This is a genomic window from Terrabacter carboxydivorans (assembly GCF_039532035.1).
Lineage (GTDB): Bacteria > Actinomycetota > Actinomycetes > Actinomycetales > Dermatophilaceae > Terrabacter > Terrabacter carboxydivorans.
In genome coordinates this window covers 21,106-46,359 of the sequence record NZ_BAAARE010000019.1, presented here as the reverse complement: position 1 = coordinate 46,359, position 25,254 = coordinate 21,106, and the positions used below count along the sequence as shown (strand labels likewise).

Genomic DNA, 25,254 nt, shown 5'->3' with positions numbered 1-25,254 from the left:
CGATCCGATGACCTCTCGACACAGTCTCCGGCACCGTCTCGGCGTCACCGCCGCGGCCGCCGCGCTCGCAACCGTCCCCTTCGCGGGCACGGCCTTCGCCGCCACGACCGCGTATGCCGTGTCGCCGGCCCCCGGGCTGACGTCGGCTGCCGGTGTGGCAGGGTCCACGGCGCCCGCCGCGGTCCGCTCTGCCCCCACGGCGGCGGTGGGCAAGCTGACGCCGAACACGCCCGGCTGCACCGTGACGCCGGCCGCGGCGCCCGACCCCGAGATCGTCACGTGCGACCTCTGGGCCAGCGCGGGCACGAACCAGGTTCTCGGGCAATCGATCCCGATCTGGGGCTACTCGACGACCCAGTCCGGGACGCCGACGGCCCCCGGACCCGCGATCATCGCCCGACAGGGCGACCGGGTGGTGCTGACGCTCCACAACGAGCTCGGTGAGCCGACGTCGCTGGCGCTGCCGGGCCAACCGGCGTCGTCCTTCAGCGAGGGCCTGCCCACCGACGCGGCCACGACCGGGATCGACCCGCACACGACGGCGCGCTACGTCTTCACCGCCTCACGCGCCGGCACCTTCCTCTACGAGGCGGGTCACACCTCGGGCGGTGCACGGCAGGTGGCGATGGGTCTCGCGGGCGCGTTCGTCGTCCTGGGTGACGGCACGGCATACGGCCAGAGCTACGACGACGAGTCGGTGCTCGTCCTCAGCGAGATCGACCCGGCCCTCAACGCGAACCCAGCGACGTTCGACATGCGCGAGTTCCACCCGGCCTACCGGCTCATCAACGGCAAACCCTTCCCGTCGACCGACCCCGTGCCGACCGACCAGGGCCACACCGTGCTCCTGCGCTACGTCAACGCCGGCTCGGAGCTGCACGCGATGAACACGCTCGGGACCGGGCAGACCGTCCTGTCGCACGACGGGCACGGCCTCGCGTTCCCCGAGCCGTCCGTCGTCGTGCCCGTCGACCCCGGCGTCACCGTCGACGCACTCGTCACCGTGCCGAGCGGTCCCGAGTCGAAGATCGCGGTCTACGAGTCCTCGGGCCGGCTCGACAACGCCGGCCAGTCCACGGCCGACCCGCTGTCCGTGGCCTTCGGCGGCATGCTGACCTTCCTCGACACCAATGCGCCGCCCCCCACAACCGACGGCGTAGGCCCGGTGTCGACCGGGATCGCGGTCACTCCGAACCCGTCGGACGGGACGAGCGCCGTCACGGTGACGGCGACGGTGAGCGACGCGACGACCGGTAACCACGCGGTGAGCGGCGCCGAGCTCGTCGTTGACGACGCCGTCACGGTCGGGCCTGGCTTCGGGCTGGCCTTGACCGGGACGTTCGGGACCACGAGCGCGAGCGTGACCGGGACGATCCCGGCCTCGGCCACCGCGACCCAGTGCGCGTCGACGGCTCCGCCACTCGACCTCCACTGCCTGACGTCCACCAAGCACACGATCTTCGTGCGCGGGCTCGACTCCGAGGGCAACTGGGGCGTCGTCGGGTCGGTCATCCTCAACCTCGCCAAGACCGGACCCCAGACGGTCGGTCTGTCGGTGAGCCCCACGCCGGCCAGCGGCAAGGGCGACGTCACGGTCAACGCGACGGGTGACGACACCGCTGCCGGTGGCACCATCACCGACGCGGAGTACTTCCTCGGGGCAGCGGCGGGCGCCGACGGCACCGGCACGGCGATGACCCTCAACCGGTCGGCCACCAAGGTCGCCGAGACCGGGACGATCCCGGCCGCGACGGTCAAGGGCCTCGGCGAGGGGACGGCCCAGGTATGGGTCCACAGCCGCAACTCCCAGCACATCTGGGGGCCGGCCGTGCCCGTCGACCTCACCGTCGATCTCACCGCACCAGCGGTCAACGCCGCGACGGTCGGGCCCAACCCGACCAACGGGGTCCTCGGCTCGCAGTCCTACCCCGGCTACCTCGTGATCTCCGCGCAGCTGGATGACCGTGACGCCGGTGGTGCGGCACAGAGCCCCGTCCTCGCGGGTGAGGCCTTCATCGACCCGACGAGCACCACGCCGAGCTTCGGCAGCGGACTCACGCTCATCGCCGTCGACGGGGCCTTCGACTCCACCAAGGAGGACGTCTACGGACTCATCCCGCTGACCCAGGTGAGGGCCATGACGGCGGGCGAGCACAAGGTCTACGTGCACGGCAGGGACGCCGCCGGCAACTGGGGCAGCCTCACCTCCACGAACGCCCTCGTGCGGCTCTACGTCGACAAGACGGCGCCGATCCTCGGCACCCTGACCGGCAGCCCGAACCCGACGAACGGTGCGGCGACCCTGACCCTCACGGGGGGCGTCACCGAGACCCCGCTCGCCTCCTACGTCGGGCCGAGGTTCCAGGGCGCGGAGTTCTGGACCGGCACGACCGACCCGGGCGTCGGCAAGGCCACGCGGGTGCAGGTGACCGACACGGGCACCGGTGTCACGGCGGCGATCCCGCTGACGGGCCTCCCGGCCGGGACGGTCCAGTTCAACCTCCGCGTCCAGGACGCGGCCGGCAACTGGAGCAATGCCTCGTCGGTCTCCGTCACGGTCGTCCGCGCCAACGCGATCTTCAGCGACACCTTCGACGCCGCACTGTCGGCGTGGACGGCGAGGACCGGGTCGGTCGCGGGCACGACCGCGGCGGCCAGCTCGACCGCGGCCGGCAACGTCGGGCTCGCGGCGACCGTCGGGTCCGGCAACGCGCCGGCCTACGTCACCGACGAGAGCCCGGCCAACGAGTCGACCTACCACGCGCAGTTCCGGTTCAACCCGAACACGCTCTCCACGGGTGGCTCGGCGACGGCCTGGACGACGGTCTTCGAGGGACGGACGGCAACGGGACAGGCCTTCGCGGTGCAGTACCACCGCGCCGGCACGTCGCGCACCGCCGCGCAGCTGCGGATCGTCATGAACCGCAACACGATCGGCAACACGACGGGCCCTGCCTACACCCTGACCTCCGGGGCGCACACCGTGCGCGTCGACTGGGCCCAAGGCACCGGTGGCTCGCTCCGGCTCCTCGTCGACGGCACCCTGCGTGACACTCGGACCGGCAACAACACGGGCCCCCCGATGCAGGTCCAGTCGGTCCGGCTGGGCGTCACCGCAGGACCCACCACCGCGTCGACCATGGCGGGCCAGGCCTGGTTCGACGACTTCACCTCGACCCGGAACAGCCTTCCCTGATCCGGTCCACCTCGTGCCGGGGTCACCTGCCCGTGACCCCGGCCGGCACCATCGGAGGGCAGTCCGAATGACCACCACCACCAGCCCCTCGGGGCCAGCCGCGGGCACCGACCGTTCGTCGTCCCGCCTCGGCCGGGACGGGCGCAGCCGCACCGCGGTCGCCGTCGTCGCCGTCCTGCTCGTCGCCGTCCTCGGCCTGCTCGGGGCGCGCGCGCTACGGGCCGGGGGCGACGACCCGGGCCGGGCCGTCCCCCAGTCCGCCGGGATGGAGACCGCTCTGGGCGTGCGGATCTCGCGCGTCGCCGTCGTCGGCGACGGCGGCCTCGTCACGATGAGCTACGTCGTGCTCGACGTCGACAAGGCGTCCCGCTTCCAGGCCGACACCAAGCACCCGCCGGTGCTGCGCAGCGAGGCGCGCGACGGCTTCACCGACCGGGTCTCGGTCATGCGTCAGGGGCACATCAACCGGGCCGGTGCGACGTACTACTTCGTCTACCAGAACACCCGCGGCGCCCTCCGCGCCGGTGAGGACGTGACGGTCGAGTACGGCGGTCTGCGCCTCGAGCACGTGCCGGTGCTGTGATGGGCCTGCGTCGGGTCCTCGTGACCCTGGCCGTGGCGCTCGGCACGGCGCTGCTCGTCGGGCTGGGGGCGTCGCCGGCCTTGGCGCACGCCTACCTCGAGTCCAGCAGCCCCGGGGACGGGGTGACCCTGGCGGCCGCGCCGCGCACCGTCGAGCTGCACTTCACCGAGCACGTCGTCCTCGAGGCCACCGAGATCACCGTGGTGGCGGGCGACGGCCGCCGGCTGGCTCCGACGCACCTGACACTGGCGGAGGGCGAGGAGGACCAGGAGGCCCCCGCGACCGTCGTCGCCACGATGCCGTCCCTGGGCGTCGGCGCCTACCACGTGTCGTGGCGCACCCTGTCGAGCGACGACCTCCACGAGTCCTCCGGCACCTTCGCCTTCGGCATCCAGAGCGAGGTCCAGGCGTCCGGCCCCAGCGAGACGAACCCGGACCCCTTCGAGCTCGTCGGTCGCTGGGCCGTGCTGGCCGGCATCGGCGCCGGTCTCGGGGCCCTCGTCGTGGGGGGCCTGCTCGGCACGCTGCCCTCGGACACAGCACGTATGCCGCGTGCCTGGCTGCGCCGTCAGGCTGCCCGGCTGCTCGTGGTCGGTGCAGTGCTCGCGCTCGTCGTCGCCGCCGTCGACCTGGTGCGCTTCGGTGCCGGTGCCTTCACGCCCGGCTACGCCGTGCGCTGGGGGCTGCGCGAGGCTGCACTGGCGGGCGCGGCGACCGGGTTGTGGCGCGGGTCGGTGCGGGGCTCGTGGCGCGGCGCGGCTGCTGCGCTGGGAGCCGCCGGGCTGCTGACGGTGAGCATCGGTCACTTCGGCCTGCGGGGCGGCCCGACGTGGGTGGTCACCTCGACGGTGCACCTGTTGGCGGCCCTGCTCTGGGTCGGGGCGGTCGCGGCCCTGGCCCTGCTCGGGGTGCGGTCGGCGCAGCTGGGGCTGTCGGGTGCGCAGGTCCGCAGCGTCCTCAAGGGCTTCCGGGTGCCGGCGACCGCCTCGGTGATCGTCGTCGCCGTCACCGGGGTCTACCTCGCGAGCGACGTCGTCGTCTCGGTCGACGCCGTGCTGCTGACGACGTACGGCCGGGTGCTGCTCGCGAAGGTCGCCCTCGCTGGCGTCGGCGGGCTCGTCGCGCTCGTCACGACGCGGCGCCTCCATGCCGGGGACGTCGCGGGCCGGCAGGCGCGTCGGCCGCTCGTCGGGCTGGAGGCCCTTGGCCTGCTCGCCGTGGTCGCCCTCGCCGGGGTCCTGGCCACGGGGCAGCCGGCGGTATCACCGCGACTCGTCACCGAGCAGGCGCCGAGCGTCATCGACGACCGTCCGGTCGCCGACCTCCAGCAGACGGTCGCGCTACGGCCCAACCGGCCCGGTGCGAGCGTGGCCCTCGTCGACGTCCTCGACACGCGCCGCCCCTCACCGGGGCCGGTCACGGCCGTGTCCGTGGCCGTGCACGCCGTGGCCGGCGGGCGCGCCGTGCCGTCGGGCAGCGACACGGCCGCCGGCGCCCTAGCCTCGGGGACGGCCACGGCGGCCACGGCGGTGACCCCGACCCGGTGGTCGGCGACCCTCGTCCTGCCCGCGGCCGGTCCGGTGGACCTCGACGTCGTCGTGCACCGGCGGGGCGTCGACGACGTGCGCAGCACGGTGCACTGGGTCGTCGGCCCGAGCAGCTCAGACCCCCCGACGCTCGTCTCCCGGGCCCCCGTCTCCGACCTGCTCGCGTGGAGCTCGGTCGCGCTCGGCGTCGCCGCGCTGGCGGTGGTCCTGCTGCTGCGACGTCGTCGCTCACGGGCCGTCCCACCGCCCCGTCGTCGTAGGGGCGGAGAAGGCGTCGCGACCGGCCGGACATCCGGACGTGCACGAGACGGTGTGGGTGCTGTCCAGCTCGGCTCGGACCCGCGTGACTACCCGATCGGCAGCAGCCGCAAGGGAGGCGCCGCGGCGGATCGGGCACCCGGAGGTGCGGGAGACCCTGCCGGTGCTGTCGGGCTCGCACCGGACCAGCCCGACGACCGCGTCGGGAGCAGTCGCCCCGGAGCCGAGCACCCGAAGGCGTCGCACGCCGGGTCGGAGCGGTGACCGGGCGGCGACTCCCGTCGCGGCCCGCGAGCGCGGTCGCCGTCCGGGAGGCTTCCTGTGGGAGTTGGCGTTCGTCGTCACGCGGCGGGGATTCGCGCTGTACTGGAGAGCAAGGGGGGCTGCGGGCCGCCCAGCGAAGGGATGTGACATGCGACGCCGGACCGGACGGAGGCTGACCGCGGCACGCGCGGCGGCGGCCTCGCTCGCCGTCGGCGGTCTGCTGCTCGCCCCGGCGACCGGCGCCGTGGCTGCCGGTCAGCCGGCACCGACCCCGACGCCCGCCCCGCTGCTGTCGCCCCTGGTTCCCGGCGCGAGTGCATCGCCCAGCACGACCACTGCCACACCGCCGGCGGGCTCGCAGCCCATCGGGCCCGGGTTCGGTTCCGTGGCAGGCGATCTCGTGCTCCCCGTCTTCGACGAGATCCGGGTCGCCGCCACGCTGTCGGTCGAGAACGCAGCGCCGGCGCCCGCGGCGGCGCTCGAGCCGGGCGGCGGCACGAGCAGCAACCCCACCCCATGGAAGCCGCGCGCGGTCATCAAGATCCCTGTCGCCGCTGCACCACGGGCGTCCGGTAGCAGCAAGGGCCCGACGTCCAAGGACGAGATCATCTGGGCCGCCTACGCGTCCGCGGCCCGGCGCCAGAGCAGCTGCCACATCCCGGTCATGCTCCTGGCCGCCATCGGCGAGGTGGAGTCGTCGTCGCTGCGGGGCCGCACCCTCGACGCGTCGCACGACGCCTCGCCTCCCGTGATCGGGCCCGCGCTGTCGGGCGGCGCCTTCTCCGCGATCCGCGACACCGACGGCGGACGCTGGGACGGCGACCCCGTCTGGGACCACGCCGTGGGGCCGATGCAGTTCATCCCCGCCACCTGGCGCCTCTGGGGCGCGGACGGCAACGGTGACGGCGTGGCCGACCCGCAGAACATCGAGGACGCGGCGCTCGCGGCCGCCGACTACCTGTGCGCCGGAGGCCGCGACCTCTCCCGACCGGCCGACCTCCAGGCCGCCGTCCTGTCCTACAACCACTCGCAGCGCTACCTCGCGACGGTGCTCGGCATCGTGCAGGCGGTCGACTCGGGACAGCTCGCCGGTCCCTGACCCGGGCACACGGCATACGCCCCCGGTTCGGACGGCGCGCGGCCACGCGGCATTTGCCCCCTGGGTCGGAACGAGGGGACGACGGGCTGGCAGCCGGCCGCGGCGTGACGCCCGCTGTGCAGCGGGAGCTGCGTCCAGCCAGCCGCTCGTCCCGGGACGGATGACGCACCTTCGGCGCCCGAACGCTGGCGGCTGAGCGTGCCGGCGCCGCGAACCTCCGTCATCGGTCCCGGTGGGCCCGCCCCGTCGCTTCTCCCACCGAGCTGGTGGGAAAGGGCCGCACTCTGGACCCCTGTGGGCCCAGATAATGGTGGGTTATACATTCGATTACATGACCGTCACCGACTCCACGACCGGCGCAGCCCGACCGGGCACCCGTCCGCCGCGGGCCGACCGCTCCAACGGACAGTGGAAGGTCGACGGCCCCGCACCGCTCAACGGCAACGAGACGTGGAAGCAGGAGGACGACGGCCTCAACGTCCGTGAGCGCATCGAGCAGGTCTACTCCCACGAGGGCTTCGACTCCATCCCGACCCAGGACCTGTCGGGACGTTTCCGCTGGTGGGGGCTCTACACGCAGCGCCGCCCCGGCATCGACGGCGGGCGCACCGCGCAGCTGAGCGACGACGAGCTGAGCGACCGCTACTTCATGCTCCGCGTCCGCAGCGACGGGCAGGCCCTGACCCCCGAGCGCCTCCGTGTCCTCGGCGGCATCTCCACCGACTTCGCGCGCGACACCGCCGACATCACCGACCGGCAGAACCTGCAGTACCACTGGGTCGGCATCGAGGACGTGCCCGAGATCTGGCGCCGCCTCGAGGCGGTCGGCCTGCAGACGACCGAGGCCTGCGGCGACACCCCGCGCGGCTTCCTCGGCAGCCCGGTCGCCGGCGTCGCGGCCGACGAGATCATCGACCCGACGCCGCTCATCGCGCGGATCACCGAGAAGTACCTCGGCGACCTCGACCTGTCGAACCTGCCTCGCAAGTTCAAGACGGCCATCACCGGCCACCCCAGCCTCGACGTCGTGCACGAGATCAACGACATCTCCCTCGTCGGCGTCGTCCACCCCGAGCTCGGCCCCGGCTACGACCTCTGGGTCGGCGGCGGCCTGTCGACCTCGCCCCGCCTGGCCGAGCGCATCGGCGTCTTCGTCTCCGAGGAGGAGGCCGTCGACGTCTGGCACGGCGTCATCTCGATCTTCCGCGACTACGGCTACCGCCGGCTGCGCAACAAGGCGCGCCTGAAGTTCCTGCTCGCCGAGTGGGGTCCGGCGAAGTTCCGCGAGGTGCTCGAGACGGAGTACCTCGGCCACCCGCTGCCCGACGGCCCGCCGCCCGCACCGGCGACCGGCCCCGGCGACCACGTGGGCGTGCACCTGCAGAAGGACGGCAACTACTACGTCGGCGCGACGCCGACGGTCGGGCGGATCAGCGGCACCCTGCTGACCCGCCTCGGTGACCTCGTCGAGTCCTACGGCGCCAGCGCCGTGCGGCTCACCGCCCACCAGAAGCTCGTCGTGCTCGACGTCCCCGCCGACCGGGTCGAGGACTTCGTCGCCGACCTCGAGGGGCTCGGGCTGACGGCCAGGCCCAGCCCGTTCCGGCGCACGACGATGGCCTGCACCGGCATCGAGTACTGCAAGCTCGCCATCGTCGAGACCAAGCAGACCGCCACCGACGCCATCGCGCAGCTCGAGACGCGGCTCGCCGACCTCGTCGACGACGGGTCGCTCGACGCGCCGATCCTGCTCAACGTCAACGGCTGCCCCAACTCGTGCGCCCGCATCCAGACGGCCGACATCGGCCTCAAGGGCCAGCTCGTCACCATCGACGGCGAGCAGGTGCCGGGCTTCCAGGTGCACCTCGGCGGCGGCCTCGCCTCCCACGACCGTGACGAGGCCGGCCTCGGGCGCACCGTCCGCGGCCTCAAGGTGACGGCCGACGACCTGCCCGACTACGTGGAGCGCGTCGTGCGCTCCTACGTCTCCGGCCGCGTCGACGGCGAGACCTTCGCCCAGTGGAGCCACCGAGCAGACGAAGGAGCCCTCCAGTGACCTCAGTCCCCCTCGCCACCCCCACCGTGCCGCGCAAGCGGCGCTCCGAGGACGAGCTCAAGGCGCTCGTCGACGACTTCAACGCGACCCTGGCCGCCGACCCGGAGCGCGAGCCGACCGCCGACGAGGTCGCCGCGTGGGCGGCCTTCCACTTCGACGGCTCGCTCGCCGTGGCCTGCTCGATGGCGGATGCCGTCCTGCCGCACGTCGTCTCGCGCTTCGCGCCCGGGGTCGACGTGCTCTTCCTCGACACCGGCTACCACTTCTCCGACACGATCGTGACGCGCGACATCGTCGCCGAGGACCTGCCGATCACCCTCGTCGACGTGCTCCCCGAGCTGACCGTCGCCGAGCAGGACGAGAAGTACGGCGCGCGCCTCTACGAGCGCGACCCGGCCCTGTGCTGCCAGATGCGCAAGGTCGAGCCGCTGGCCCGGACCCTGCCGCTCTACGAGGCATGGGTCACCGGCGTGCGCCGCGAGGAGGGCCCCACCCGGGCCGACACCCCGCTCGTGACGTGGGACGCCAAGAACGGCCTCGTCAAGATCAACCCGCTCGCCGCGTGGACCTTCGACGAGCTGCTCGCGTATGCCGGTGAGCACCAGGTCGAGGTCAACTCCCTTCTCTCCGACGGCTACCCGTCGATCGGCTGCGAGCCGTGCACCCGCCGGGTCGAGCCCGGCGAGGACCCCCGCGCCGGCCGCTGGGCCGGCTTCGCCAAGACCGAGTGCGGACTCCACACATGACGACGACCGTGAACACGCCTGACACCCAAGCCGACCCGACGGCGTCGGCCCACGACGCGACGCAGCAGACGGCATTCGCGAGCACGTCCGCCGACCGGCGGCTGAGCCAGCTCGACGCGCTCGAGGCGGAGGCCATCCTTGTCATCCGCGAGATGGCCGGCGAGCTCGAGCGCCCGGCGCTGCTCTTCAGCGGCGGCAAGGACTCCGTCGTCATGCTGCACCTGGCGACCAAGGCCTTCTGGCCCGCGCCGATCCCCTTCCCGGTGCTGCACGTCGACACCGGGCACAACTTCCCCGAGGTGCTCGCCTACCGTGACGAGACCGTCGAGCGACTCGGGCTGCGGCTCGTCGTCGCGAGCGTGCAGGACTACATCGACGACGGCCGCCTGCGCGAGCGCGCCGACGGCACGCGCAACCCGCTGCAGACCGTGCCGCTGCTCGACGCCATCAACGACAACCGTTTCGACGGCGTCTTCGGCGGCGGACGGCGCGACGAGGAGAAGGCCCGGGCCAAGGAGCGCATCGTCAGCCTGCGCGACGAGTTCGGGCAGTGGGACCCCAAGAACCAGCGCCCCGAGCTGTGGAACCTCTTCAACCCCAGGCACCGCCCCGGAGAGCACGTGCGCGTGTTCCCGATCAGCAACTGGACCGAGGTCGACATCTGGCGCTACATCGACCGCGAGGACATCCCGCTCGCGCCGCTCTACTACGCCCACGAGCGCGAGGTGTTTCGCCGAGACGGCATGTGGCTCGCAGTCGGACCGGTGAGCCAACCGCGCGACGACGAGCCGGTGGAGACGCGCCTCGTGCGCTACCGCACCGTCGGCGACATGTCGTGCACGGGCGCCGTCGAGTCCCCGGCCACCACCAACGCCGAGATCGTCCTCGAGGTGGCCGCCTCGACCCTGACCGAGCGTGGCGCGACGCGCGCCGACGACCGGATCTCCGAGGCCGCCATGGAGGACCGCAAGAAAGAGGGGTACTTCTGAACACCCCACGAAGTTCTCCGCTCGTTCCTCGCTCCGATACTTCGCAGGGGCCCCAAGACAAGGAAACGCTATGAGTGCGACGCTCCTGCGCCTCGCGACGGCAGGCTCCGTCGATGACGGCAAGTCGACCCTCGTCGGCCGCCTGCTCCACGACACGAAGTCGGTGCTGTCCGACCAGCTGGCCGCCGTCGAGCGCGTGTCACGCGACCGCGGGCTCACCGCCGCCGACCTGGCGCTGCTCACCGACGGCCTGCGCGCCGAGCGCGAGCAGGGCATCACCATCGACGTCGCCTACCGCTACTTCGCGACGGCCACGCGCTCGTTCGTGCTCGCCGACTGCCCCGGGCACGTGCAGTACACGCGCAACACCGTGACCGGCAGCTCGACGGCCGACGTCGTCGTGCTGCTCGTCGACGCCCGCAAGGGGGTGCTCGAGCAGACCCGCCGCCACCTCGCCGTGACCGCCCTGCTCCGGGTGCCGCACGTCGTCGTGGCGGTCAACAAGATCGACCTCGTCGACTTCTCGCAGGAGGTCTACGACCGGGTCGAGGCCGAGGTGCAGGCCGTGGCGCGTGAGCTCGGGGTCGTCGACGCGATCGCCCTCCCGGTCAGCGCCCTCGACGGCGACAACATCGCCGAGCGGTCGACGCGGACCCCGTGGTACTCCGGTCCGACGCTGCTCGAGCTGCTCGAGTCGCTGCCCCCGTCGGACGACCCCGGGGGCGAGTCCTTCCGCCTGCCGGTCCAGCTCGTGATCCGTCCGCAGGGTGCCGCCCGCGACGAGGCGCACCGCGACTACAGGGGGTATGCCGGCCAGGTCGCCTCGGGTGTCGTGCGTGTCGGCGACGACGTGGTGGCCCTTCCCTCGGGCCGCCGCACCACCGTCGTGGGGATCGACCTCGGGGAGCGGACGCTCGACGAGGCGTTCGCCCCGCAGTCGGTGACGCTGCGCCTCGCCGACGAGATCGACATCTCGCGAGGTGACGTCATCGCCGCCGCGGCCGATGCTCCCGTGCCGACCCAGGACATCAAGGCCGTCGTCTGCTGGCTCGGCGACGCTCCGCTGCGCCCGGCCCAGCGGCTGCTGCTCAAGCACGGCTCGCGCACGGTCCAGACGGCGGTCCGCACCCTCGACGGTGTCCTGGACCTCGACGACCTCCACGCCGTCCCGTCGGAAGCCTTGTCGCTCAACGACATCGGCCTCGTGACGCTGCGCCTCGCCGCGCCCGTCCCGGTCGAGAACTACTCGACCTCGCGACGTGGCGGCTCGTTCCTGCTCATCGACGCCCACGACGGGCGCACCGTCGCGGCCGGCATGGTCGGCGCCACGCTGCCCACCGCGGCGGCGGCCCCCACCGAGCCCGAGGGTGACGAGGAATGGGAGATCTGAACCCTTGGGGGGCTCCGCCCCCCAAGTCCCCCCCGAAGACCCGCGTGGCTGGGTCCGAATCTCCTCCGAAGACCCGCGTGGAAGGGTCCAAGTCGGCTCTTCCTGTCGTGCTCGACCTGACCGGGCGCCTCGTCGTGGCGGTCGGGGGCGGACCGGTGTCGGCCCGCCGGGTCCGGGCCTTCCTCGACGAGGGCGCCGTCGTGCGCCTCGTCGCCCCCTGGGTCTGCGAGGACCTGCGCGACCTGGCGGCTGCCGGACGCCTCGACTGGGTCGAGCGCGACTACGTCGGTCCCGCCGACCTCGACGGCGCGTGGTTCGCGCACACCGCGACGGGCGAGCCGTCGGTCGACCGCGAGGTCGCCGCCGACGCCGAGGCCCTGCGCGTGTGGTGCGTCGACGCGACCGATGCCGCCGGGACGTCCGCCAGCGTGGCCGCGCGTGCCGACGTGACCACTCCCGACGGCCGCGTCACCGTAGCCACGTATGCCGCGGGCGACCCCGGACTGGCCGTGACGGTCCGCGACGGCGTCGAGCAGGCCCTCGTCTCAGGCACCCTGGACCTGCGCCGCACCCGCACGCACGGGCGGCGCGGCTGGGTCGCGCTCGTCGGCGGGGGTCCCGGGACCGACGGCCTGCTGACCGCCCGCGGACACGAGCTGCTCGCCTCGGCGGACGTCGTCGTCGTCGACCGGCTCGCCCCGCGCGCCGTCGTCGACCGGCTGCCGGCCTCGGTGCGGGTCATCGACGTCGGCAAGACGCCCGGCCACCACCCGGTGCCGCAGTCGCGGATCAACGACATCCTGGTCGAGGAGGCGCAGCGGGGGCTCGGCGTCGTGCGGCTCAAGGGCGGAGACCCTTACGTGCTCGGCCGCGGGGGCGAGGAGCGCGACGCGTGCGAGGCACACGGCATACGCGTCGAGGTCGTGCCCGGCGTGACGAGCGCGGTGAGCGTGCCTGCGGCAGCGGGGATCCCGGTGACCCACCGCGGGGTCGCGCGCGGCTTCACGGTCGTCACCGGCCACGAGGACATCTCCGTGCTACCAACTGGCGGCGACCACACGCTGGTGCTGCTCATGGGGGTCACCCAGCTCGCTCGCACCACCGAGCTGCTCGTGCGGCACGGCCGGTCGGACGACTGCCCCGTCGCCGTGGTCGAGCGCGGCTTCGCCCCCGACCAGCGCACGACGGTCGGCACGGTCGCCACCATCGCCGAGCTCGCCCGTGAGCGGGGCGTGCAGGCCCCGGCCGTCGTGGTCGTCGGCGACGTCGTGCGCCTCGGACCCGACTGGCGCACCCGCTGACCGACCCCGCTGACCGACCCCGCTGACCTGCCCGACTACTGGCCGGACTCGAGGGCCTCCAAGGCCTCCAGGGCCTTCGACAGCCGCTCGCGGGCGTCGGCCGCGACGGTGGCGAGCGTCTCGTTGTCGGTGAGGCGCACCATGGCGTCGGGGTCGATGGCCTCGACGACGGTGTGCGTCTCGTCGACCGAGCGCACGACGACGTTGCACGGCAGGAAGACGCCGATGGACGGCTCGGCCTCGATCGCGGCGAGCGCCAGCGGCGGCCGGCAGGCGCCGAGGATGACCTGCGGCGCGACGTCGGCGCCGAGCTTGGCCTTGAGCGTGCCGGCGAGGTCGATCTCGGTGAGGATCCCGAACCCGACCTCGACGAGCTGGGCTCGAGTGGCCGTCAGGGCCCGGTCGAAGTCGAGCTCGAGAGTCGTGCTGAGGCTGTGCGTCATGCGTGCTCCTGGGTGTCGTCGGAGGGTCAGGCGGTGACGTCGTCAGGCTGCTGGGCTGCGACCTTGCGGCGGATGTCGTCCATGTCGAGGTCGCGGACGGCGCTGATGACCTGCTCGAGTCCCGCGGCCGGGAGTGCGCCGGGCTGGCTGAAGACCAAGATGCCGTCGCGGAAGGCCATGAGGGTCGGGATCGAGGTGATGCGGGCGGCCGCGGCAAGCTGCTGCTCGGCCTCGGTGTCGATCTTGCCGAAGACGATGTCGGGGTGCTGGGTGGAGGCCGCCTCGTAGACCGGGGCGAACATGCGGCACGGACCGCACCACGACGCCCAGAAGTCGACGAGGACGATCGGGTTCTCGGAGATCGTGGCGCCGAAGTCGGCGGCCGTGAGGTTCTGCGTTGCCATGGGGGACTCCTTCTCTGTCCTTGGATGATATACCCACTGGGGTATGCAACGACAGAGAGGGCGAGGGTGTTCCCGGGTTGGCGGGACGCCACGGGGCGGCTATCGTGAGTACAGATAAATACCCCTATGGGTATCCCTCGACTCTCAGGAGAGACGACATGTGCCGAGCTGCCACCTGCAAGACCTGCGGCAAGACGACCTGGGCCGGCTACGGACAGCACGTCGACCAGGTCATGCGCGACGTGCCCTCGGGCCAGCGCTGCCCCGGTCACGCCCCGGCCGAGAAGGCCTCCGGCTCCGGCTTCCTCGGCCGCTTCCTCGGGCGCGGCTGACACCACGCCCGACCTGCGCGTCAGGCGAGCGCAGCGACCTGCGCCTCGACGATCTCCGCCAGCTGCGGCCACCGCACGACCTCGGCGCGGCCGCCCAGCGCGGCGACGACGACCGTCTGCGCCGCAACGCACCAGACGGTGAGGGTGCGCGAGTGCTCGCCGTCGAGGACGAAGGGCTGCTCCGCGGCCTCGACGTGGCTGACGCCAGGGATCGCCGGGGGTGTCACCGGGCGCATCTCCCCGACGTCCGACAGGCCCTTGCTCTGCGGCATGGTCCGCGGCAGCGCCCGCAGCTCGGTCAGCGCGGCCCGCGCGTCCTCGGGTGAGGCGAACGGGATCACCTGGATGAAGAGGTCGGCCCGGCCGACCTCCTGGTAGCCGCGCACGCTGGTGACCGAGCGGATCGCGCGTGCCCGCGTGATGGCCTCGCTCGTGCTGCCGCTCGCCCCGGTGCGGTAGGTCCGGCCGCCGCGCGCCACCCACGGTCCGCCGGGCACGCCGGCCGCCGGCAGGCACACGTTGCGCGACCCGATCGACCTGACCTGCGCCAGCATGAGCCGTCCGATGTTCGTCACGCGGTCACGATATGCCGCGCACCACGGCCAACGTCCGGACGCGCGGCACGGCGTTGCGGGAGGATGGCTGCGGCCGCAGTCCCGCACGCGCGGCCCCCGCACCGACCTGACGAGGACGACGATGCCCGAGACGCCCCACCCCGAGAGTGCACCCCGACTCCCGGAGACCGAGGCCCGCCGCCTCGAGCACGCCGCAACCCGGCTCGTCGACGTCGCCACCCACTCGCTCGACCCGGCCGGCGGCTTCGGCTGGCTCGACGACTCCGGCCGGCTGACGCCCGGCCGCCCCGCCGAGACGTGGGTGACCTGCCGCATGACGCACACCTTCGCGCTGGCCCACCTGCACGGTGACGCGCGTGCGGCTGACCTCGTCGACCACGGGGTGCAGGCGCTGCGCACGACGCTGCACGACGACCGGCACGGTGGCTGGCTGTCCGTCGCGGGCCGTGAGGACGGCGGGAAGGAGGCGTATGCGCACGCCTTCGTGGTCCTGGCCGCCTCGTCCGCCACGGGCATGGGACACCCCGACGGGCGCACGCTGCTCGACGAGGCGCTCGGCGTCATGACGGATCGCTTCTGGGACGAGGGCGAGGGGCTCGTCGTCGACCAGTGGGACGCGTCGTGGACCCGCCTCGACCCCTACCGCGGCGTCAACGCCAACATGCACACGGTCGAGTCGTTCCTCGCGGCGGCCGACGTGACGGGCGACCGGGTCTGGCTCGACCGCGCGGCGCGGGTGCTCACCCGGGTCGTCGACGGCTTCGCGCGGTCGCACGACTGGCGCCTGCCCGAGCACTTCGACGAGCAGTGGCGCCCGATGCTCGACCACAACGTCGACGACCCGGGGCACCCGTTCCAGCCCTACGGCGTGACGATCGGGCACCTCATCGAGTGGTCGAGGCTGGCGCTGCACGTCGCGACGGCGCTCGGTGACGAGGCGCCGGCCTGGATCCCCGGCGCCGCCCGCGACCTCTACGCCGCCGGCGTCCGGCGCGGCTGGGACGTCGACGGCGCCCCCGGCTTCGTCTACACCACCGACTTCCAGGACCGGCCCGTCGTGCGCGAGCGCATGCACTGGGTCGTCGCCGAGGCCATCGCCGCCGCGTGGACGCTGCACCGGGCGACCGGCGAGGCCCCCTACGCCGAGGACTACGAGCGCTGGTGGGCGTATGCCGTCCGCCACCTCGTCGACGACCGTGACGGTTCGTGGGTCCACGAGCTCGACGAGCACAACGAGCCGTCGAGCCGCGTCTGGTCGGGCCGTCCCGACGTCTACCACGCCTACCAGGCCGCGGTGCTGCCGCTGATGCGCGAGGCGTCGAGCTTCATCGGCGCCGCGCGGGGCGGCTGGTGACAGGGGCGACCGCCCTCAGGTGACGGCGGCGAGCACCCGGTCGATGCGCGGCAGCGTCACCGGGTCGTCGGGGATCTCGAGGAACCAGCGGGCCAGCCGCTCGCGCTCCGACTCGCTGCTCGCCCCCACCCACCGGGAGCACGCGAGCTGGCCGATGTGGGCCTGCTCGGCGACGAGCATCGTGAAGTGGCCGCGGCGCGTCACGCGTCCCGGGCCTCCGGCGTCGCGGTATGCCGTGTGGAGCGCGCGTGCCCGAGCGGGGTCGTCGTCGCCGAACTCGAAGAGCACCATCGCCAGCTCCTGGCTTGGGTCGGCGGGCCCGTGGTTCTCGAAGTCGACGACGCAGATCCGGCCGTCGTCCGTGGCGAGGACGTTGTCGGCCCACAGGTCCCGGTGGCAGACGATCGGCGACTCGTGCGGCTCGATGACCGACTCGACGGCGACGAGCTCGTCGACGAGCGCGCCGAGCTGGTCGGCGAACGGCGCCCGCTCGCCCTGGACCCGGCGGTGCAGGTCCCGCCAGCGCTGCTCACCGAAGCCCGTGGCGAACCAGTTGTCGACGGACTCCCCGGTCGCGGGTGCGGCCCGGTGCAGGGCGGCGAGGGTGGCCCCGACGGCCGCGGGGTCGAGCCGCCGGGTGCGGCCGCGCAGGTCGACCCACTCGAAGACCCGCACGGCGGTGCCCCCGACGGTCGTGGCCACGACTCCCGTGTCGGCGGTCCGCACGATGCTCGGGGTGAGGACGCCCTCGGCCAGGGCGGCCTCGACGAGGTCGGCGTCCCCGGACACCTCCTCGAGGTCCGGCGTCGCGAACCACTCCTTGACCGCGTGGCTGCCCTGCCCTGTGTCGAGGCGCCAGACCTGGCCGAGCTGGCCGCGTGCGACCGGGCCGGACAGCACCGGCGTGCCGGTCAGGCCGTAGGCGTCGGCGACCTCCTGTGCCATCGAGGGGTTCAGCACGCGGCGCCGTTCGGTGTCAGACGGGCCGGCTCACGGCAGCAGGCGCCAGACGGCGACGCCCACCGTGACGACGGCGAGAGCGAGGGAGGACCAGCCGAGCGGCGAGCGCCCGGCCCGGCCGCGGCCGAGGAGCAGCAGCAGGGCGGCGAGGACCGAGAGCACGGCGGCGACGACGGTCTCCTCGGCGCCCAGGTCGATGGTGCGGATGAGGATCGTGTCGGTCAGGCCGTTGCGGGTCAGGTAGCCGAGCACCCGGATGAGGAAGAACACCCACCAGCCGATGGTGACCCAGAAGAGGGCGATGCCGATCTGGCCGAGCAGCGGGTCGACGTTCTCGTCGACATGACGACTCGCCGGGCCGGGCGCACCCGGCGCGGCCGGCCACGCGAGCTGCCCGGAGGGCTGCCCGGCGTACGGGCTCGGCGACCCGGCATACGGGCTCGGTGAGGCGGTGTACGAGCTGGGCGACGCGGCATACGGGCTCGGCGGCACGGGCAGCTCACGCGTCTCCTGCCCGGCGTACGGGCTCGGCGGCACGGGCAGCTCGCGGGTCGGCTCGAAGACGGGGATCGCCTGGGTCGGAGCGGAGGCCGGCGGGGCAGCCGGCGGGGCTCCCGCGCTCGGCACCGGCACGGCGAACTGCTGCTCGGGTGTCCCCGACCCGCTGGTCCCGCCCGACGCAGGGGTGTCGCTCATGGCGACAACGTACCTCTCCGCAGCCGGCGCGACGCTGATGCTGCCCTGCAGAGGATTTTCGGGGAAGGTGTCGTATGAGGACGGGCTCGTTCGTGGAAGCAGTGTGAGGCCGGACGTGGCCACCGGACAGGACCAGGAGGAGACGAGCATGACCGAGTACCTGATCAGCTTCAACGACGAGTGGGTGCAGGAGCACACCGAGGACGAGATCAAGGCCAAGGGGGTGGCCAGCCGGGCGCTGGTGCGCGAGATGCAGGAGCAGGGCGTCCTGCTCTTCACCAACGGCGGGCTCGACGCCGACACCGCGATCTTCAGCGTCGTCGCCGAGGACGGCAAGCCCGTCTTCACCGACGGACCCTTCATCGAGACCAAGGAGCACCTCGGCGGCTTCTGCGCCATCGACGTGCCCGACGACGAGACGGCGCGCTACTGGGCCGGACGTCTCGCCGTGGCGCTCGAGTGGCCGCAGGAGGTCCACCGGTTCCGTGGCAAGGGGATGGCCCGCGTCGACGACTCCGGGAAGGCGTGACGATGCCGCGCTACCTGCTGTCCGTGTTCGGGGCCGCCGAGCCCTCGGAGTTCGGCTCCTATCCCTCGCGCGAGGAGATGCTCGACGCGTTCGCCGACACCGGCGCCTTCAACGACCGGCTCCGGGCCGAGGGGCGGCTCGTCTTCGCCGACGGCCTCGAGCCGGCGACGACCGCCACGACCGTCGACGGCCAGGGCGAGCGCCCGACCTTCACCGACGGTCCCTACCTGGAGACCAAGGAGCACCTCGGCGGCTTCTGGGTCATCGAGGCGGCCGACCTCGACGAGGCCCTGGCGCTCGCCGCGCAGGGGTCCAAGGCGTGCCGCGGCACGGTCGAGGTGCGGCCCTTCCACACCGAGGAGTCGATCCGCACCCTGACGGAGGGCTGAGCACCGCCGTGCAGCCAGCCGACCCACCCGACGCAGCCGATGCCGTCGACTCCGCCGACTCCGCCGGCGCGGCCGACGCGGCCGACGCGATCACCCGGGTCCACCACGAGGAGTGGGCGCGGGTGGTCGCCGGCCTCGCCCGGCGCTTCGGCGACCTCGACGTCGCGGAGGAGGCCGCTGCCGAGGCGTTCGCCGCTGCCGCCGAGCGGTGGCCGCGCGACGGCGTCCCACCCAACCCCGGCGGCTGGGTCACGACCACCGCTGCGCGCAAGGCGATCGACCGGCTCCGTCGCGAGTCCCAGCGCGACGCCAAGCACCAGGCGGCCCTCATGGTCCACGACGACACCCCCGCCGAGCCGACGGGCCCGGTCGAGGACGACCGGCTGCGGCTCGTCTTCACCTGCTGCCACCCGGCGCTCGCCATGGAGGCCCGCGTCGCCCTGACGCTGCGCTTGCTCGGTGGCCTGACGGTCGGCGAGATCGCGCGGGCCTTCCTCGTCCAGGAGACGACGATGGCCCAGCGCATCACCCGGGCCAAGGCCAAGATCGTCGCGGCGCACATCCCCTACCGCGTGCCGTCCGCCTGTGACCTGCGCGAGCGGGTGACGGGCGTGCTCGCCGTCGTCTACCTCGTCTTCAACGAGGGCTACCTCACCGGTGCGGGTGACGACGCGGTGCGGGTCGACCTCACCGACGAGGCGATCCGCCTCGGCCGGCTGCTGCGGGGCCTGCTGCCCGACGACGGTGAGGTCACGGGGCTGCTCGCCCTCATGCTGCTGACCGACGCGCGGCGCCCAGCCCGTGTCTCGCGCACCGGCGAGCTCGTGACGCTCGACGAGCAGGACCGTGGGGCCTGGGACCGCGAGCTGCTCGCCGAGGGTCGGGCGCTCCTGGAGGAGCGGCTGATGGCCGTCGCCGCCGGGGGCGAACGGCCCGGGCGCTACCAGCTGCTGGCCGCTATCAACCTGGTGCACACCGACGCCCCGTCGGCCCGCGACACCGACTGGTCTCGGGTCGTCGCCCTGTACGACGCCCTCGCGTGCCTCGACCCGTCGCCGATCGTGCGGCTCAACCGCGCCGTGGCGCTCGCCGAGCTCGACGGCCCGCTCGTCGGCCTGGCCGAGGTCGACCGGCTGGGCGACGCCCTCGAGGGCTACCACGCGTTCCACGTCGCCCGGGCCGACCTGCTGCGCAGGGCCGGTCGCAGCGCCGAGGCGCGGACGGCCTACGACCGCGCTATCGAGCTGACCGGCAACCCGGCGGAGCGCGCCCACCTGACCCGGCGACGCGACCAGCTCGTCAGCGCAGGTCCTCCGACAGGGCCACGATGATGCCCTGCGGCCCGCGCACGTAGCAGAGCCGGTAGACGTCCTCGTAGCGCACGACCTCCCCGACGAGCTCGCCGCCGTGGGCCAGCGCCGTCTCGACCGTGGCGTCGACGTCGTCGACCTCGAACATGACGCTGCGCAGCCCCAGCGTGTTGCTCGGCGCCGGCTGCGGGCCCTCGCTGACGGCGGCCGGCGAGTGGAACTTCGTCAGCTCGAGCCGTCCGTGGCCGTCGGGGGTGCGCATCATCGCGATGTCGACGCGTATGCCGTCGAGCGCGTTGATCCGGTCGGCCCACTCGCCCTCCACCGGCGTCTCACCCTCCACCTCGAGGCCGAGGGCGGTGAAGAAGGCCTTGGCCGACTCGAGGTCGTCGACGACGACGCTGACGTGGTGCATGCTCTGGACGCTCACGGTGCTTCTCCTTGTCGGTGCGGCCGGGGTGGCCGCCGCTGTCAGTGGGACGGAGCCGGGGCGCGGTCCTCGACATCGCCGGAGCCCGGGTCGAGGTGGGCGCGCCGTCCCTCGCGGTCGAGCACGACGATGATCTCGAGAGGACCCTCCGCGGCCGTGATCGCGTGCGGCACCATCGTCGAGAACTGGGCCGACTGGCCCTCCTCGACGAGCAGGACGCGCTCGCCGAGCTGCAGCCGCGCGGTGCCCGACAGGACGGTGAACCACTCGTGGCCCGGGTGCACGCCGAGCGCTCCCGTGCGGCGCCGGGCCGTGATCCGCATCTTCGCCACGACGAGGCCGCCCAGCTCGTCCTCGCGGGTGAGCAGCCACGTCGTGTGGCCGTGGGCGGCGTTGCGGCGCGGGTGGATGACGACGTCGTCGTCGCTCGTCAGCTCGACGAGCTGGTCGATGCTCGTGCCGAGGGCGCGGGCGATGGGGCTCAGCTGGTCGATCGCGATGCGGCGGTGGCCCGTCTCGATGCGGCTCAGCGTCGACGCGCTCAGCCCGCAGCGCGTGGCGAGGGCGTCGAGGGACCACCCGCGAGCGAGGCGCAGCCCCCGGATGCGGGCCCGGATCACGGCATCGAGGTCGAGTTCTTGCGTCATCGGCAAGATCGTATGCCGTGTGCGCAACATCGTCCTACCGTTGAGCCCATGACGCACACCCATCACGACGGAGCGGACCACAGGACGCACGGACCGGGCGGCGCCCCTGAGCGCCGTCATCACCACGTGCACGACGAGCCCGGTCTGCCGGGGGGCGACGACCTGCTCGACCTCGACGGCGAGGTGCTCGCCGCGCGTTGGGCCGAGGCGCTCGACCGGGTCGCGGCGCTCGCCGCCGAGCCCGTCGGGAGCCGTGCGACCTCACACGCACGGGTCGTCGACCTCGGGGCCGGCACCGGCACGGGCGCCATCGGGCTCGCCGTCCGGCTGCCGGACGCCGAGGTCGTCGCGGTCGACGTCGCCGAGCAGTCGCTGGCGCGGGTGGCCGCCAAGGCGCAGGCAGCCGGCGTCGCTGACCGGGTGCGCACGCTGGTGGCCGACCTCGACGACGGCTGGCCCGACCTGGCGCCGGTCGACCTCACGTGGGCCTCGATGTCGCTGCACCACCTGGCCGACCCGGTGCGCTCGCTCGCCGAGCTGCGCGCGATCACCTCGCCCCGAGGGCTCGTCGCCGTCTCGGAGTTCGACGAGCCGGTGCGCTTCCTGCCCGACGACCTCGGCATCGGCCGACCCGGGTTCGAGGACCGCGCCGTCGCGGCGCTCGGGTCGGTGCACGCGGAGGCCGTGCCCCACATCGGGGCGCCCTGGGCGACCCTCCTGACCGAGGCCGGGTGGACCGTCGTCGACCAGCACGAGGTCGTCATCGACGAGCGGTCCCCGGGGCACCCGCTTGCCGGGCGCTATGCCCGAGCCTGGTTCGACCGACTGGCCCACGGGCTCGAGGGCCGTCTTGACGCCGACGACGAGCAGACCCTCGCCGCGCTGCTCGACGACGACGGGCCGCACGCACTGCTGCGGCGCGACGACCTGCACCTGCACGGCATACGCACCCTCACCGTCGCCCGAGCGTGAGCAGGCGCGGGCGCGGGTGACCGAGCGGTCCCGGCTACGCCACCGGCGTGGCGAGCCGGGGCCGGGCACGCACCACGGCGCGAGTCAGGCGGGGCACGACGGCGGGCAGCCGCTGCTCGGCCGCGGCGACGATGGCGTGCGCCTCCGTCAGGCTGAGGTCAGACCCCACCTCGACGACGGCCTCCCCGTGGACCTCGTGGCCGACCCACCGCAGCCGCACGTCGTCGACCCCGACCACGCCCGGGACCTGCGCCAGGGCGCTGTGCGCGGCCTCGACGAGGTCGGGCTCGACGCCGTCCATGAGCCGGCGGAAGACGTCGCGCGCCGCCGTGCGGAGCACGAGCAGGATCGCCACGGTGATGAGCAGGCCGACGACCGGGTCGGCCCAGCCCCAGCCGAGCGAGACCCCGCCCGCCCCGACGAGGACGGCCAGGGAGGTGAGGCCGTCGGTGCGGGCGTGGTGGCCGTCGGCGACGAGCGCGGCCGAGCCGATCGCGCGGCCCTCGCGGATGCGGAAGACCGCGACCGCCTCGTTGCCGAGGAAACCGACGAAGCCCGCGACGGCGACCCAGTCGAGGTTGTGCACGGGCGCCGGCGTGATGAGCCGGTCGACGGCCTGCCAGGCGGCGATGACCGCCGACAGCGCGATCATGGCGAGCACGAACAGGCCGGCGAGGTCCTCGGCCCGCCCGTAGCCGTGCGTGTAGCGACGGGTCGCGGCGCGACGTCCGATGACGAAGGCGATCCACAGCGGGATGGCGGTCAGGGCGTCGGAGAAGTTGTGGATGGTGTCGGCCAGGAGGGCGACGGATCCCGACGCGATCACGACGAGCAGCTGGAGCACCGCGGTGGCGCCGAGGCCGATGAGGCTGAGCTTGACGGCCCGGATGCCGCGGGCGCTCGACTCGAGCGCCTCGTCGAAGGAGTCGGCGCTGTCGTGCGAGTGCGGCGTGACCGCGTGGCGCAGTCGCGCCCACAGGCCCGAGTCGTGCGGGTGGTCGTGCGGGTGGTCGTGCGGGTGGTCGTGCGGGTGGTCGTGCAGGTGGTCGTGGTCGGACGACGACGTGGTGTGCGGGTCGGCCGGTGCCGCGTGGCCGTGGGGCGAGGACATGGGAGCGAGCATATCTGCACACTTGCGAAGGTATGAAGTCACGTAGGCTTGCCGGCATGCACGACGGACTCCCGGACCTGTCCATGCCCGAGGACGAGCAGGCCCACCTGGCGGCCGAGACCTTCCGCATGCTCGCCGACCCGACCCGCATCAAGCTGCTGTGGGCCCTGCTCCAGGGCGAGTCCTCGGTGACGTGCCTGGCCGAGCTCGCCGGTGTCAGCCCCACGTCGGTGAGCCAGCACCTGGCCAAGCTGCGGCTCGCCGGGCTCGTGCGGGGGCGGCGTGAGGGAACCTTCATCTACTACACGGCGGCCGACACCCACGTGCACGCGCTGCTCGCGGAGGCGCTCTTCCACGCCGACCACACCGACCGTGACCTCGGCACCGAGACCGACCACGAGCACCGCCTGCCGGCAGCCCGGGCCAAGGGCCTCAGACCGAGCTCGTGAAGGATCGTGGACCGGCGCGGTGAGCCGGGAGTGCGGCTCCCGTGCTGCGGCGTGCGCGGAGGGCCGGGTCAGCCGACCGGGGCGGTGAGTCGCCAGCCCTCCGCGATGATCGCGTCGATCGCGGCGGTGGCCGCCGCGAGCCTCTCGACGCGGCTACCGCGCACCTCGAGCCACGGGACCCCACCTTCCGCGAGCTCCTCGCGGAAGCGGTCCCGCATCCACGCGCGCCCGTGGTCCCCGTCGCGCGCGGCGTCCGGCGCGACAGCGATCTCGTCGTCGGTGAGGACGTAGAGCGCGGGCGCCCGCCGCTCGTCGGCCAGTCGTCGCACCGAGGGGGACGGCGACCCGACGAGACGCTCGTGCCACAACGTCGCCGCGAAGACGTCGGTGGCGCAGACGACCAGCGGCCTCGGCGCCGCGGCTGCTGCGGCATCCTCGAGCGAAGCCTGCTCGCGCGCGACGAGGTCGAGCTCGGCCGTGTGCCACGGCGCGGCCGGGCCTGCGGGTCGCCGGAGGGCCCACTCGGTCAGGAAGTCGGGAGCGACGCTCGTGCCGTAGTGGGCGCCGAGAGCCTCGGCCAGGGTCGTCGTGCCCGTCGACTCGGCGCCGACGACGACGACGCGCTTGGCGAACCAGGCCCTCACCTGCGACGGGAGCGCCCACCACGAGCCGGCGACGTCGGCGCGCACGGCGGTGCCGGAGATCGGGGTGGAGGCGCGGCCCGGGTCGACCTGCACCCAGGTCGCCCCCAGCCGCCGCGCCATCTCCTCGCCGTAGGCGTCGCTGGTGAAGACGGCGTCGACCGGGCCGTCGAGGTGCGAGGTGATGACCGCCATGTGCAGGTCCCAGATCTGCGGCTAGTCGAAGTCGACAGGGTGGTCGTCGGGCGCCGCGACGACGCGAGCCGTCGGATGCTCGCTCTGGACCCACCCGACCCGCACGTCGACGGGGATCGACTCGACGCTGTGCGCGATGACCTCGACGGTGACCCGGTCGCACGAGCTCGTCGCCGCCCTCACGAGCGCCTGGTGGCCGGCGTGGAACGGGTAGAACTTGCCGATCACGAGCCCGTGACCGTGCCGCGTGCCTGCCACGCCGGTGACCTCCATGACGCGCAACGTACAACGTCAGGCAGGTCCGGCAGGCGCAGAGTCGGGCGGTCACGAGCCCCTGGCGGGGAAGCCGGGAGCGGGCTCGTGACCGCCCGACGTTCGGGCGACCGGT

At 73.4% G+C, this 25,254-nt stretch carries 26 protein-coding genes; 16 read left to right on the top strand and 10 right to left on the bottom strand.

All coding sequences use genetic code 11. The annotated features are described in order from the left end of the window. Positions 1-7: 7 nt before the first annotated feature. The 9 genes from ABD297_RS18620 (at position 8) to cobA (ending at position 13,429) form a co-directional block, all read left to right on the top strand. Entirely contained in the window at positions 8-3,196 is a 3,189-nt protein-coding gene (locus ABD297_RS18620; RefSeq protein ID WP_344256574.1) for a multicopper oxidase domain-containing protein, read from the top strand. Positions 3,197-3,263: 67 nt separating this feature from the next. Next, positions 3,264-3,779 carry a hypothetical protein gene (locus ABD297_RS18615; RefSeq protein WP_344256573.1) on the top strand — a complete coding sequence of 172 codons (516 nt, stop codon included), beginning with the start codon at positions 3,264-3,266 and terminating at the stop codon, positions 3,777-3,779. Then, positions 3,779-5,848 (top strand): copper resistance CopC/CopD family protein, encoded by a 2,070-nt coding sequence (locus tag ABD297_RS18610; protein WP_344256572.1) that lies wholly within the window; start codon positions 3,779-3,781, stop codon positions 5,846-5,848. Before ABD297_RS18615 ends, ABD297_RS18610 begins: the two co-directional genes overlap by 1 nt. A 148-nt stretch (positions 5,849-5,996) precedes the next feature. Next, a complete protein-coding gene (locus ABD297_RS18605; RefSeq protein ID WP_344256570.1) occupies positions 5,997-6,947 on the top strand; it encodes a lytic murein transglycosylase in 951 nt (316 codons plus the stop codon). A gap of 331 nt (positions 6,948-7,278) precedes the next feature. After that, entirely contained in the window at positions 7,279-9,003 is a 1,725-nt protein-coding gene (locus ABD297_RS18600; RefSeq protein ID WP_344256569.1) for a nitrite/sulfite reductase, read from the top strand. Continuing rightward, complete coding sequence (locus ABD297_RS18595) at positions 9,000-9,749, top strand: phosphoadenylyl-sulfate reductase (RefSeq protein ID WP_344256568.1); 750 nt, start codon at positions 9,000-9,002, stop codon at positions 9,747-9,749. Before ABD297_RS18600 ends, ABD297_RS18595 begins: the two co-directional genes overlap by 4 nt. After that, a complete protein-coding gene (gene cysD, locus ABD297_RS18590) occupies positions 9,746-10,738 on the top strand; it encodes a sulfate adenylyltransferase subunit CysD (protein ID WP_344256567.1) in 993 nt (330 codons plus the stop codon). Before ABD297_RS18595 ends, cysD begins: the two co-directional genes overlap by 4 nt. Before the next feature lie 70 nt (positions 10,739-10,808). After that, complete coding sequence (locus ABD297_RS18585) at positions 10,809-12,128, top strand: sulfate adenylyltransferase subunit 1 (RefSeq protein ID WP_344256566.1); 1,320 nt, start codon at positions 10,809-10,811, stop codon at positions 12,126-12,128. Between the two features lie 77 nt (positions 12,129-12,205). Beyond that, on the top strand, positions 12,206-13,429 hold the full coding sequence (gene cobA / locus ABD297_RS18580) for a uroporphyrinogen-III C-methyltransferase (RefSeq protein ID WP_344256564.1): 1,224 nt from the start codon (positions 12,206-12,208) through the stop codon (positions 13,427-13,429). Between the two features lie 35 nt (positions 13,430-13,464). Here cobA and ABD297_RS18575 read toward each other — a convergent pair whose 3' ends face one another. Together ABD297_RS18575 and trxA are read right to left on the bottom strand one after the other, a co-directional pair. Beyond that, the gene (locus tag ABD297_RS18575; protein WP_344256563.1) at positions 13,465-13,872 is read right to left on the bottom strand and encodes a DUF302 domain-containing protein; all 408 of its coding nucleotides are present in this window, start codon (positions 13,870-13,872) and stop codon (positions 13,465-13,467) included. A gap of 26 nt (positions 13,873-13,898) precedes the next feature. After that, the gene (gene trxA, locus ABD297_RS18570; protein ID WP_344256562.1) at positions 13,899-14,276 is read right to left on the bottom strand and encodes a thioredoxin; all 378 of its coding nucleotides are present in this window, start codon (positions 14,274-14,276) and stop codon (positions 13,899-13,901) included. Positions 14,277-14,434: 158 nt separating this feature from the next. Between trxA and ABD297_RS18565 the strand changes: the two genes are divergently transcribed. Next, positions 14,435-14,608, top strand: coding sequence for a hypothetical protein (locus ABD297_RS18565; RefSeq protein ID WP_344256561.1), 174 nt, complete (start codon positions 14,435-14,437; stop codon positions 14,606-14,608). A 20-nt stretch (positions 14,609-14,628) separates the two neighbouring features. Here ABD297_RS18565 and ABD297_RS18560 read toward each other — a convergent pair whose 3' ends face one another. Then, complete coding sequence (locus ABD297_RS18560) at positions 14,629-15,183, bottom strand: hypothetical protein (protein WP_344256560.1); 555 nt, start codon at positions 15,181-15,183, stop codon at positions 14,629-14,631. A 121-nt stretch (positions 15,184-15,304) separates the two neighbouring features. Here ABD297_RS18560 and ABD297_RS18555 point away from each other — a divergent pair, with 121 nt between their 5' ends. Beyond that, complete coding sequence (locus ABD297_RS18555) at positions 15,305-16,537, top strand: AGE family epimerase/isomerase (RefSeq protein ID WP_344256559.1); 1,233 nt, start codon at positions 15,305-15,307, stop codon at positions 16,535-16,537. A 15-nt stretch (positions 16,538-16,552) separates the two neighbouring features. On the opposite strand, the gene ABD297_RS18550 is transcribed toward ABD297_RS18555, so the two are convergent. After that, positions 16,553-17,482, bottom strand: a complete 930-nt coding sequence (locus tag ABD297_RS18550) for a phosphotransferase enzyme family protein (RefSeq protein ID WP_344256558.1) — start codon at positions 17,480-17,482, stop codon at positions 16,553-16,555. A 45-nt stretch (positions 17,483-17,527) separates the two neighbouring features. Further along, positions 17,528-18,193, bottom strand: a complete 666-nt coding sequence (locus tag ABD297_RS18545; protein ID WP_344256557.1) for a hypothetical protein — start codon at positions 18,191-18,193, stop codon at positions 17,528-17,530. Between the two features lie 148 nt (positions 18,194-18,341). On the opposite strand from ABD297_RS18545, the gene ABD297_RS18540 reads away from it, so the two are divergent. The 3 genes from ABD297_RS18540 (at position 18,342) to ABD297_RS18530 (ending at position 20,442) form a co-directional block, all read left to right on the top strand. Beyond that, on the top strand, positions 18,342-18,722 hold the full coding sequence (locus ABD297_RS18540) for a YciI family protein (protein WP_344256555.1): 381 nt from the start codon (positions 18,342-18,344) through the stop codon (positions 18,720-18,722). A gap of 2 nt (positions 18,723-18,724) precedes the next feature. Continuing rightward, complete coding sequence (locus ABD297_RS18535; protein WP_344256554.1) at positions 18,725-19,111, top strand: YciI family protein; 387 nt, start codon at positions 18,725-18,727, stop codon at positions 19,109-19,111. A gap of 89 nt (positions 19,112-19,200) precedes the next feature. Beyond that, positions 19,201-20,442, top strand: a complete 1,242-nt coding sequence (locus tag ABD297_RS18530) for an RNA polymerase sigma factor (protein ID WP_344256616.1) — start codon at positions 19,201-19,203, stop codon at positions 20,440-20,442. Here ABD297_RS18530 and ABD297_RS18525 read toward each other — a convergent pair. Both ABD297_RS18525 and ABD297_RS18520 read right to left on the bottom strand, forming a co-directional pair. Next, entirely contained in the window at positions 20,411-20,851 is a 441-nt protein-coding gene (locus ABD297_RS18525; protein WP_344256553.1) for a VOC family protein, read from the bottom strand. The genes ABD297_RS18530 and ABD297_RS18525 overlap by 32 nt on opposite strands. A gap of 41 nt (positions 20,852-20,892) precedes the next feature. Continuing rightward, positions 20,893-21,498 (bottom strand): helix-turn-helix domain-containing protein, encoded by a 606-nt coding sequence (locus ABD297_RS18520; protein WP_344256552.1) that lies wholly within the window; start codon positions 21,496-21,498, stop codon positions 20,893-20,895. Between the two features lie 48 nt (positions 21,499-21,546). On the opposite strand from ABD297_RS18520, the gene ABD297_RS18515 reads away from it, so the two are divergent. Continuing rightward, positions 21,547-22,470, top strand: a complete 924-nt coding sequence (locus ABD297_RS18515; RefSeq protein WP_344256551.1) for a class I SAM-dependent methyltransferase — start codon at positions 21,547-21,549, stop codon at positions 22,468-22,470. Positions 22,471-22,504: 34 nt separating this feature from the next. On the opposite strand, the gene ABD297_RS18510 is transcribed toward ABD297_RS18515, so the two are convergent. Beyond that, the gene (locus tag ABD297_RS18510; protein WP_344256550.1) at positions 22,505-23,581 is read right to left on the bottom strand and encodes a cation diffusion facilitator family transporter; all 1,077 of its coding nucleotides are present in this window, start codon (positions 23,579-23,581) and stop codon (positions 22,505-22,507) included. 56 nt (positions 23,582-23,637) lie between these two features. On the opposite strand from ABD297_RS18510, the gene ABD297_RS18505 reads away from it, so the two are divergent. Further along, the gene (locus ABD297_RS18505) at positions 23,638-24,030 is read left to right on the top strand and encodes an ArsR/SmtB family transcription factor (RefSeq protein WP_344256549.1); all 393 of its coding nucleotides are present in this window, start codon (positions 23,638-23,640) and stop codon (positions 24,028-24,030) included. Between the two features lie 68 nt (positions 24,031-24,098). Here ABD297_RS18505 and ABD297_RS18500 read toward each other — a convergent pair whose 3' ends face one another. After that, on the bottom strand, positions 24,099-24,866 hold the full coding sequence (locus ABD297_RS18500; RefSeq protein WP_344256548.1) for an AAA family ATPase: 768 nt from the start codon (positions 24,864-24,866) through the stop codon (positions 24,099-24,101). A 21-nt stretch (positions 24,867-24,887) separates the two neighbouring features. Then, positions 24,888-25,139, bottom strand: a complete 252-nt coding sequence (locus ABD297_RS18495) for an adenylyltransferase/cytidyltransferase family protein (RefSeq protein ID WP_344256547.1) — start codon at positions 25,137-25,139, stop codon at positions 24,888-24,890. Positions 25,140-25,254 lie beyond the last annotated feature (115 nt).